The sequence below is a fragment of the Isoptericola croceus genome (genome assembly GCF_029382255.1).
Classification (GTDB): Bacteria; Actinomycetota; Actinomycetes; order Actinomycetales; family Cellulomonadaceae; genus Isoptericola; species Isoptericola croceus.
On the sequence record NZ_JARLLG010000016.1, the window covers coordinates 23,517 to 33,937 of the forward strand.

General features: G+C 70.5%; 8 protein-coding genes and 2 tRNA genes. All 10 read left to right on the forward strand.

The window, feature by feature from the left end; genetic code table 11:
* Window positions 1-8: 8 nt before the first annotated feature.
* The 10 genes from dnaN to PZC42_RS20505 all read left to right on the forward strand — a co-directional run bounded on the left by dnaN (window position 9) and on the right by PZC42_RS20505 (window position 10,368).
* Window positions 9-1,142 carry a DNA polymerase III subunit beta gene (gene dnaN / locus PZC42_RS20460; protein ID WP_277213889.1) on the forward strand — a complete coding sequence of 378 codons (1,134 nt, stop codon included), beginning with the start codon at window positions 9-11 and terminating at the stop codon, window positions 1,140-1,142.
* Window positions 1,143-1,212: 70 nt separating this feature from the next.
* Complete coding sequence (gnd, locus tag PZC42_RS20465; protein ID WP_277213891.1) at window positions 1,213-2,106, forward strand: phosphogluconate dehydrogenase (NAD(+)-dependent, decarboxylating); 894 nt, start codon at window positions 1,213-1,215, stop codon at window positions 2,104-2,106.
* Between the two features lie 19 nt (window positions 2,107-2,125).
* On the forward strand, window positions 2,126-3,310 hold the full coding sequence (gene recF, locus PZC42_RS20470) for a DNA replication/repair protein RecF (protein WP_277213893.1): 1,185 nt from the start codon (window positions 2,126-2,128) through the stop codon (window positions 3,308-3,310).
* A gap of 43 nt (window positions 3,311-3,353) precedes the next feature.
* Complete coding sequence (locus tag PZC42_RS20475) at window positions 3,354-3,890, forward strand: DciA family protein (RefSeq protein WP_277213902.1); 537 nt, start codon at window positions 3,354-3,356, stop codon at window positions 3,888-3,890.
* 327 nt (window positions 3,891-4,217) lie between these two features.
* On the forward strand, window positions 4,218-6,311 hold the full coding sequence (gyrB, locus tag PZC42_RS20480) for a DNA topoisomerase (ATP-hydrolyzing) subunit B (RefSeq protein ID WP_277213895.1): 2,094 nt from the start codon (window positions 4,218-4,220) through the stop codon (window positions 6,309-6,311).
* Between the two features lie 103 nt (window positions 6,312-6,414).
* The gene (gene gyrA, locus PZC42_RS20485; RefSeq protein ID WP_438802979.1) at window positions 6,415-9,051 is read left to right on the forward strand and encodes a DNA gyrase subunit A; all 2,637 of its coding nucleotides are present in this window, start codon (window positions 6,415-6,417) and stop codon (window positions 9,049-9,051) included.
* A complete protein-coding gene (locus tag PZC42_RS20490) occupies window positions 9,051-9,947 on the forward strand; it encodes a DUF3566 domain-containing protein (protein ID WP_277213897.1) in 897 nt (298 codons plus the stop codon). Before gyrA ends, PZC42_RS20490 begins: the two co-directional genes overlap by 1 nt.
* A gap of 117 nt (window positions 9,948-10,064) precedes the next feature.
* Window positions 10,065-10,138: transfer RNA gene (locus tag PZC42_RS20495), tRNA-Ile, on the forward strand.
* A gap of 26 nt (window positions 10,139-10,164) precedes the next feature.
* Window positions 10,165-10,284 (forward strand): DLW-39 family protein, encoded by a 120-nt coding sequence (locus PZC42_RS20500; protein ID WP_277213898.1) that lies wholly within the window; start codon window positions 10,165-10,167, stop codon window positions 10,282-10,284.
* 11 nt (window positions 10,285-10,295) lie between these two features.
* Window positions 10,296-10,368 (forward strand) — tRNA-Ala (locus PZC42_RS20505).
* The last annotated feature ends 53 nt before the right edge of the window (window positions 10,369-10,421 follow it).

Here is a 10,421-nt window from a genome sequence, read left to right on the forward strand (position 1 = left end):
GGAGTGGGATGAAGTTCCGGGTTGAACGTGACGTCCTGGCCGAGGCCGTGACCTGGACGGCCCGCACCCTCCCCACGCGGCCGCCGGCACCGGTGCTGGCCGGGGTCCGGATCGAGGCGGACACGTCCGGCACCATCGGGCTCGCGAGCTTCGACTACGAGGTCTCGGCCCGCTCGGAGATTCCCGCCGAGGTCTCGGAGCCCGGCACGGTCCTCGTCTCCGGACGGCTCCTCGCCGAGATCTCTCGCGCGCTGCCCAGCAAGCCCGTGGACGTGACGGTCGAGGGCAACAAGGTCGCGCTGACCTGTGGTGCCTCCCGGTTCACCCTGCTGACCATGCCCGTCGAGGACTACCCCGCGCTGCCGACGATGCCCGAGCTCTCCGGCACCGTCACGGGCGACTCCCTGACCCACGCCGTCGCGCAGGTGAGCGTCGCGGCCAGCCGCGACGACACGCTCCCCCTCCTGACGGGCGTCCGGATGGAGATCGAGGGCGAGCGGATCACCCTGCTCGCCACCGACCGCTATCGGCTCGCCCTGCGGGAGCTCACCTGGACGCCGGCGACTCCTGGCTACTCCGCCGTGGCGCTCGTGCGGGCCCGGACCCTCAACGACGTCGCCAAGTCGCTCGGCTCCTCCGGTGGTCAGGTCAACATCGGGCTCTCCACCGGCGAGGGCATCGACCTCATCGGCTTCGAGGCCGGTGGGCGGCACACGACGTCCCAGCTCGTGGACGGCGACTACCCCGCGGTGCGCCGGCTCTTCCCCGACGCGACCCCGATCCACGCCGTCGTGCCCACCCAGGCGCTCATCGACGCGGCCAAGCGTGTCGCGCTGGTGGCCGAGCGCAACACCCCGATCCGCCTCGCGTTCTCCGAGGGCCAGGTCGTGCTCGACGCGGGCCAGGGGGACGACGCCCAGGCGTCCGAGGCCCTCGAGGCCGTGCTCGTCGGGGAGGACATCCAGGTCGCGTTCAACCCGCAGTTCCTGCTGGACGGGCTCGGTGCCCTGGGGACGGACTTCGTCCGGATGTCGTTCACCCACCCCAACAAGCCGGTCGAGTTCACCGGCCAGGAGTCGCTGGACGGCGAGGACTCCTCGGCGTACCGCTACCTGCTGGTGCCCATCCGTTTCTCGGCCTAGCGGCTCGCCCGCGCGTCGGCTCGTCCGGCCCCGTACGCTCGCTGCGATGCCACTTGGGGAGGTTGTCCACATGGTCACCCACATGGGTCTGGTCGGTCTGGGCAAGATGGGCAACAACATGCGCGAGCGCCTGCGCCGCGCCGGCATCGAGGTCACGGGCTTCGACCCGCGCCCGGAGGTGTCCGACGTCGAGACCCTCGCCGCGCTCGTCGCCGCGCTCCCCGGGCCACGGCGGGTCGTGTGGGTGATGGTCCCGGCAGGAGCACCGACACGTGGCGTCGTCGAGGAGCTCGGTCGGCTGCTCGACGAGGGCGACATCGTCGTCGAGGGCGGCAACTCCCACTACCCGGAGGACCAGGCCCGGGCAGCGGAGCTCGCCGAGAGGGGGATCGGCTACGTCGACGTCGGGGTCTCCGGCGGGATCTGGGGCCTGGACGAGGGCTACGGCCTGATGTGCGGTGGTGCCGACGACCACGTCGCGTACCTCATGCCGGTCTTCGACGCCCTGCGTCCCGAGGGTCCGCGCGAGGAGGGCTTCGTCCATGCCGGCGGCGTGGGTGCGGGGCACTTCGCGAAGATGGTCCACAACGGCATCGAGTACGGCCTGATGCAGGCCTATGCCGAGGGCTACGAGCTGTTGGCGGCCAAGGACATCGTCACGGACGTCCACGGCACGATGCGGGCCTGGAAGCGCGGCACCGTGGTGCGCTCCTGGCTGCTCGACCTCATGGTCAAGGCCCTCGAGGAGGATCCGCGGCTCGCCGCGATCGACGACTGGGTCGACGACTCCGGCGAAGGGCGATGGACGGTGGACGAGGCCATCGACAACGCCGTGCCGCTGCCTGTCATCTCCGCCGCGCTGTTCGCCCGCTTCGCGTCCCGGCAGGACGACTCGCCGGCCATGAAGGCCGTGGCGGCACTGCGTCAGCAGTTCGGCGGCCACGCGGTCCGTCCCGTCGACTAGTCCGCGCGACACTGGGGTCATGTACGTCTCGCACCTCTCCCTGCTCGACTTCCGGTCGTACGAGGCCGCCGACGTCGAGCTCGAGCCCGGCCCGAACGCGTTCGTCGGCCGCAACGGGCGGGGCAAGACGAACCTGGTCGAGGCGCTGGCGTACGTCGCGACCCTCGGCAGCCACCGCGTCGCGAACGACACCCCGCTGATCCGCGCTGGCGCCCAGCGTGCCGTGGTGCGGACGCGGGTGGTCCGGGGCGAGCGCGCATCGACCGTCGAGCTGGAGATCACCGCGGGCAAGGCGAACCGCGCGCGCGTCAACCGGGGGCAGCTCGGCCGGGCCCGCGACGTCCTCGGGATCCTGCGGACCGTGCTGTTCGCCCCGGAGGATCTCGCGCTCGTCAAGGGCGACCCGGACGGCCGGCGTCGGTTCCTGGACCAGCTGGTGGTGCAGCTCCTCCCCCGCGCGGCGGGGGTGCTGGCCGACTACGAGCGCGTCGTCCGCCAGCGTTCGGCCCTGCTGAAGTCCTTGCGCGGGCACCGGGCCGCGGGACGCAGCCCTGACCTGTCCGCGCTGGAGGTGTGGGACGCGCGTGCTGCCCAGCTCGGCGGGCAGGTCCTGGCGTGGCGGCTGGCGCTCGTGCGGTCCGCGCAGCCGCTGGTCGCCACCGCGTACGAGCAGGTCAGCGACGCGGACGGGGACGCGAAGATCCGCTACCGGTCGGGGGTGCTGCCTGACGACGTGCTCACCGGGCCGGCCGTGCCGGAGGAGCTCGAGAAGCTCTTGGCCGCGGCGATCGAGGAGCAGCGGCCCCAGGAGATCGAGCGGGGCCAGGGCCTCGTCGGCCCGCACCGCGACGACCTGGCGCTCTCGCTCGGCGGGCTGCCCGCGAAGGGGTACGCGAGCCACGGCGAGTCGTGGTCGTTCGCGCTGGCGCTCCGTCTCGCGGCCTTCCGGCTGCTGGGTGGTGGCACCGAGCCGATCGCGACCGACGGGGTCTTCTGGGACCCGGACCACGGCTCGGACGCGGACCCGGTGCTGATCCTGGACGACGTCTTCGCCGAGCTCGACGCCCGCCGTCGGGAGCGCCTCGCGGAGCTCGTGTCGCCGGCGCGCCAGGTGCTGGTGACGGCTGCGGTGCCGCAGGACGTCCCCGACGTCCTGCTGGGTGCGCGCTTCGAGGTCACGCCCGGCCAGGTGCAGCGTGTCTGAGCCGGCGGACGACGGCGGCACCCCGGACCTGCCGGACGAGCGCGTGGACCGCGACCCGCGTCCCGTCGTCGACCGCACGGAGCTGACGCCGCGGTCCGAGGTCGCGCGCGAGGCGCTGAACCGGGCCAAGGCCGCCGCGCGGGCCAAGGGCCTGCGACCTGGTTCGCCGTCCCGCCGTTCCGCGCTGGCGGAGCCGCGCAAGGATCCCGGCAAGGGGCCGAACGCCCGCGACCCGCGTCTCGTCTCCGACGTGGTGGCCCGGCTGCTGCGTGACAAGGGCTGGCACGAGGAGGTCTCGGTCGGTGGGGTGATCGGGCGCTGGCGGGAGGTGGTCGGTGACCAGGTCGCCGACCACTGCACGCCGGAGACGTTCGAGGACAAGGTCCTGGTGGTCCGGGCGGACTCCACGGCGTGGGCGACACAGGTCCGGCTGCTCGTGCCGACGCTGATGCGGCGGCTCGACGAGGAGGTCGGCGAGGGCGTCGTGGAGAAGGTGACGGTGCTCGGTCCGGCGGGTCCCAGCTTCCGCCGTGGACGCCGCTCGGTCCGGGGCCCGGGGCCGGGTGACACCTTCGGGTGACGGTCGCTGTGAACGATGTGGAGAAACCTGTGGACAACGTGTGGCAGAGCACACGCGCGGGAGCCCGATGGCCGCGAATTCCTGCGGATCTCCGGTAGACTTGGCGGGTGTCCCCGGGCGGTGATCCGGGCCTGTGAAGATCGGACGCGACCGACCTGTGCGCAACGTGCCGGGCCGGTCGACGACCGCTCGGGCCTCGATGGTCTCCCGGTGGCGCACGGCACCGACCCGCAGCCGGCACACCCGTGCCTGTCCTTGTGCTGCGGCCCGGACCTCTGGTCCGGGACGCCCCGTCGAGTGCTTGGACGACGAGGAGTGCTACAGCCTGTGGCTCAGCGATCCGACGGCAACTACGACGCCGGGAACATCACCGTCCTCGAGGGTCTCGAGGCAGTCCGCAAGCGACCCGGCATGTACATCGGGTCCACCGGAGCGCGAGGGCTCCACCACCTCGTCTACGAGGTCGTGGACAACTCCGTCGACGAGGCCCTGGCCGGCCACGCGGACACCATCGACGTGACCCTCCTGGCGGACGGTGGGGTCCGCGTCGTCGACAACGGCCGAGGCATCCCCGTGGCCATCCACCCCACCGAGGGGCGCCCGACCGTCGAGGTCGTCATGACCATCCTGCACGCGGGCGGCAAGTTCGGCGGTGGCGGATACGCCGTCTCGGGTGGTCTGCACGGTGTGGGCATCTCCGTCGTGAACGCCCTGTCCTCCCGGGTGGTCACCGAGGTCCGGCGTGACGGCTACGCCTGGCGTCAGGACTTCGCCGACGGCGGCGCCCCCGTGGGTGAGCTGCAGCGGCTCGATCCGACGGACGAGACGGGCACGACGCAGACGTTCTGGGCGGACGACAGCATCTTCGAGACGGTCGACTACGACTTCGAGACGCTGCGGTCCCGCTTCCAGCAGATGGCGTTCCTCAACAAGGGCCTGCGCATCACGCTGACCGACGAGCGGACGGAGCACGTCTCCGGCCCGGACGAGATCACCGGTGCGCTGGACGCCCACGAGGTCGTCGCCGCGCTCGACGACGCGGACGCGGCCGCCGCGGTGGCCGCGGCAGGATCGCCCGACGACGAGGTGCACGACGCCGAGTCGGCCACCGGCGCGTTCCGGACGGTCACGTTCAAGTACGACCACGGCCTGACGGACTACGTCAAGCACATCAACGCGGCCAAGCGCTCGGAGATCATCCACCCGGAGATCATCGACATCGAGGCGGAGGACGCGGCGCAGACGATCTCGCTGGAGATCGCCCTGCAGTGGACGGCCGCCTACAGCGAGTCGGTCCACACGTTCGCCAACACGATCTCGACGACGGAAGGCGGCACGCACGAGGAGGGCTTCCGCGCGGCGCTGACCAGCCTCGTCAACACCTACGCCCGGGACAAGTCGATCCTCAAGGAGAAGGAGGAGAACCTCACGGGCGACGACATCCGCGAGGGGCTCACCGCGGTGCTGAGCGTCAAGCTCGGCGAGCCGCAGTTCGAGGGACAGACGAAGACCAAGCTCGGCAACACCGAGGCCAAGACGTTCGTGCAGCGCGTCGTCCGCGAGAAGCTCGTCGACTGGTTCGACGCCCACCCGAACGAGGCGAAGGACATCATCCGCAAGGCGATCTCGGCCTCGCAGGCCCGGATCGCCGCCCGCAAGGCGCGCGAGGCGACACGACGCAAGGGCATCCTCAGCTCGGGCGGCATGCCCGGCAAGCTCAAGGACTGCCAGTCGAACCGCCCGGAGGCCTGCGAGATCTACATCGTGGAGGGCGACTCGGCCGGCGGTTCCGCGGTGCGCGGCCGTGATCCGCACCACCAGGCGATCCTGCCGCTGCGCGGCAAGATCCTCAACGTGGAGCGCGCGAGGTTGGACAAGGCGTTGTCCAACGCCGAGGTGCAGGCGCTCATCACGGCGTTCGGCACCGGCATCGGCGAGGACTTCGACATCGCCAAGCTGAGGTATCACAAGATCGTGCTCATGGCCGACGCCGACGTCGACGGTCAGCACATCTGCACCCTCCTGCTCACGCTGCTGTTCCGGTACATGCGCCCGCTCATCGAGCACGGGCACGTTTACCTGGCTCAGCCGCCGCTGTACAAGCTCAAGTGGACGAACGCGTCGCACGACTACGTGTACTCCGACCGGGAGCGCGACGCGTTCCTCCAGGAGGGCATCGCCGCGGGCAAGCGGATCCCCAAGGAGAACGGGATCCAGCGCTACAAGGGTCTCGGCGAGATGGACTACACGGAGCTCTGGGACACCACGATGGATCCCGAGCACCGTACGTTGCTGCAGGTCACCATGGATGACGCGGCCGCAGCGGACGAGATCTTCTCGATCCTCATGGGCGAGGACGTCGAGTCCCGCCGCAGCTTCATCCAGCGCAACGCCAAGGACGTCCGGTTCCTCGACATCTGACCGGAGACGCGCGTACACGAACGTGACGCGCAGTTGTACAGAGCCTTCGGACTGATCGAGGCAGGACCCGCGCCCCGGCGGCGCAGGAAGGAACGGAGACACGGTGACGGACGAGACACCCGGCCCCGAGAACGGCGGCCCCGCCGAGCCGGCGGCCGCCGACGGCGCGCTGACAGCTATCCAGCACGGCCGCGTCGAGCAGGTGGACCTGCAGCTCGAGATGCAGCGGTCGTACCTCGACTACGCGATGAGCGTGATCGTGGGCCGCGCGCTGCCCGACGTGCGTGACGGGCTCAAGCCGGTGCACCGGCGTGTGCTGTACGCGATGTACGACGGCGGATACCGGCCCGATCGCGCCTTCTCGAAGTGCTCCCGCGTCGTCGGCGACGTGATGGGCAAGTTCCACCCGCACGGGGACACGGCGATCTACGACACGCTGGTCCGCCTCGTCCAGGACTGGGTGCTCCGTTACCCGCTGGTCGCCGGGCAGGGGAACTTCGGCTCCCCCGGCAACGACCCCGCGGCCGCACCGCGTTACACCGAGTGCCGCATGGCACCGTTGGCGCTCGAGATGGTCCGGGACATCGACAAGGACACGGTCGACTTCCAGGACAACTACGACGGCCGCACCCAGGAGCCGGTCGTCCTGCCGTCGCGCATCCCGAACCTGCTGGTCAACGGCTCGGCGGGTATCGCCGTCGGTATGGCCACGAACATCCCGCCGCACAACCTGCGGGAGGTGGCCGAGGGCGTCAGGTGGCACCTCGCCCACCCCGATGCCTCCAAGGAGGAGCTCCTCGCCGCGCTCCTCCAGCGCATCAAGGGGCCGGACTTCCCCTCGGGTGCCCAGATCCTGGGGACCAAGGGCATCGAGGAGGCCTACCGCACCGGTCGCGGCTCCATCACGATGCGAGCGGTGGTGAACGTCGAGGAGATCCAGAACCGGATCTGCCTCGTCATCACCGAGCTGCCGTACATGGTGAACCCGGACAACCTGGCCACCAAGATCGCCGACCTCGTCAACGACGGCAAGATCGCCGGCATCGCCGACATCCGTGACGAGACCTCCGGCCGCACCGGCCAGCGCCTCGTCGTCGTCCTCAAGCGGGACGCCGTCGCGAAGGTCGTGCTCAACAACCTCTACAAGCACACCCAGCTGCAGGACAACTTCAGCGCGAACATGCTGGCCCTCGTCGACGAGGTGCCGCGCACCCTCAGCCTCGACGCGTTCGTGCGGCACTGGACGCAGCACCAGATCGAGGTCGTGCGGCGGCGCACCGCCTACCTCCTGCGCGAGGCGCAGGACAAGATCCACATCTACGAGGGCTACCTGCGCGCTCTGGACGCGCTGGACGAGGTCATCGCGCTCATCCGTCGCTCCCCCGACGCCGACGAGGCCCGGACCGGCCTGATGGATCTGCTCGGGATCGACGAGACGCAGGCGAACGCGATCCTGGCGCTGCAGCTGCGCCGGCTGGCGGCGCTCGAGCGGCAGCAGATCCTCGACGAGCACGCGAAGCTCCGCGCGGAGATCCTCGAGTACGAGGACATCCTCGCCAAGCCCGAGCGGCAGCGCGAGATCGTGTCCATCGAGCTGGACGAGGTCACCGAGAAGTGGGGCGACGAACGCCGCACGACGATCCTCCCCTACGACGGCGACATGTCGATGGAGGACCTCATCCCCGAGGAGGACGTGGTCGTCACCATCACGCACGGTGGTTACGCCAAGCGGACACGGACCGACTCCTACCGGGCCCAGCGGCGCGGCGGGAAGGGCGTCCGGGGTGCCACCCTGCGCCAGGACGACATCGTCGACCACTTCTTCGTCACCACGACCCACCACTGGCTGCTGTTCTTCACCGACGCCGGCCGGGTCTACCGCGTCAAGGGCTACGAGCTGCCCGAGGGCGCCCGCGACGCCAAGGGCCAGCACGTGGCCAACCTCCTGGCCATGCAGCCGGACGAGAAGATCGCCCAGGTGCTCGCCGTGCGGGACTACGACGCCGCCGACTACCTGGTGCTCGCCACCCGCCGCGGGCTGGTGAAGAAGACCCGCCTGAGCGACTACGACTCCCCGCGCAGCGGCGGCCTCATCGCCATCAACTTGCGCGAGGACGACGACGGCACCCCGGACGCGCTCGTCGCCGCCCGGCTGGTCAACATGGACGACGAGCTGATCCTCGTCTCGCGCAAGGGGCAGTCGATCCGCTTCGCGGCCGACGACGACACCCTGCGCCCGATGGGTCGCGCGACGTCCGGCGTGACCGGCATGAAGTTCCGAGAGAGCGACGAGCTGCTCAACGCCGACGTCGTCACCCCGGGGTCCGACCTCTTCGTGGTCACCGAGGGCGGCTTCGCCAAGCGGACCCGGATCGACGACTACCGGCTGCAGGGGCGCAACGGCTACGGCATCAAGGTCGCCAACCTCGTCGAGGCGCGGGGTGACCTGGTGGGCGCTCTCGTGACCGACGCGGACACCGAGGTCCTGGTGATCATGGAGCGTGGCAAGATCGTGCGGTCCCGCGTGGACGAGGTGAACCTGACGGGTCGCACGACCCAGGGCGTGACCTTCGCCAAGCCGGACAAGAAGGACCGGATCATCGCGGTCGCCCGGAACGTCGAGCGTCGTGAGGACGAGGTGTCGGTTAGCGTGGAGGAAGAGGCCGCTGACGGCGGCCCGGCCGGGGTCGTGACAGCGACCACGCCCGAGCAGGACGAGACCGGGGACGGGAACAGCTGATGGCCAGCGACAACACCGCGGGACAGGCAGGGACGAGGACGGCCGACGCTGCGCAGACCACGCAGCAGATGGCCCCTGTGCCGCCGGCGCCGAAGACATCGGGGGCGAACCGCACCGCCGCGCCGAGCACCGGTGGTGCGTCCGCCGCGGAGACGAGCGCAGCCTCCTCGGCCGCGACGCCGGCGAACGGCGCTCCGGCCAGCGGGTCGGCCGTGAAGGACGGTGCCGTCAAGGCAGCGGCCGCGGCCCTCGCGGCCGCGCGCAACGCGGCCAAGAAGGTGCAGTCGACCGCGTCGGGCTCGAGCACGGGTGCGGAGCCGCCGGACGCGGCGTCCGCCGGCTCCCAGAGCGCTCCTCCGGCCCCGGCGAGCACGACGCAGAGCGCTCCGCGCCCCGAGATGCACTACTCGGCCGGCGGGGTGCACGGCGGTGCGCAGGCGGAGACCGCCCCGGCCGGCGGCGGCGCGCAGTACGCCGCCGCCACGGGGTCCCAGCCTGGTACGCGGCCGGTGGCCGCCCCGGCCGAGGGGGTGGGCAGCCCGCGCCGGGTGCGGCTGGCCGTCTCACGCATCGACCCGTGGTCGATCATGAAGCTGGCGTTCCTGCTGTCCGTCGCGATCGGCATCATGATCGTCGTGGCGACCGCGGTGGTGTGGTATTCGCTGAACTCGCTCGGGACGTTCTCCACGATTCAACTGTTCCTCGTTGAGACGATGGGGCCGCAGACCGTCAACATCACGCAGTTCGTCGAGCTCGAGCGGATGCTCTCGCTGTCGACGCTGATCGCCCTGGTGAACATGGTGCTGTTCACGGCGATCGCCACCATCATCGCCATCCTCTACAACATCACCGCGGCGCTCGTCGGCGGCGTGCACCTGACCCTCACGGACGACTGAGAGGGCGTGCTCCCGGCGCGACGGACGTCACACCGCGGCGACCCTGCCGCGGTTTGGGGCCGGAGCGCCGGGTGCGGTAATGTTCCGTGCTGCACGCGTTCTTCGGACGGGTGCGGAGGGGCTATAGCTCAGACGGTTAGAGCGCTTCCCTGATAAGGAAGAGGTCGGAGGTTCAAGTCCTCCTAGCCCCACTCCCTGGCAGACGCGGAGGTCCAGCATGAAGAAGCTGTTCGTCGTCCTGCTCGCCGCCGCGGCGGGATACCTCGTCTGGCGTCGTGTGTCGGCCGACAGTGCCGACCGCGACCTCTGGACAGAGGTCACCGACTCCCTCGACTGATCTCCCTCCCGGGGGCCATGGCGCAATTGGTAGCGCACCTGCTTTGCAAGCAGGGGGTTGGGGGTTCGAGTCCCCCTGGCTCCACCTAATGAAGGCCGTCGACCTGCAGGTCGACGGCCTTCGGCGTTCCTCGGGCC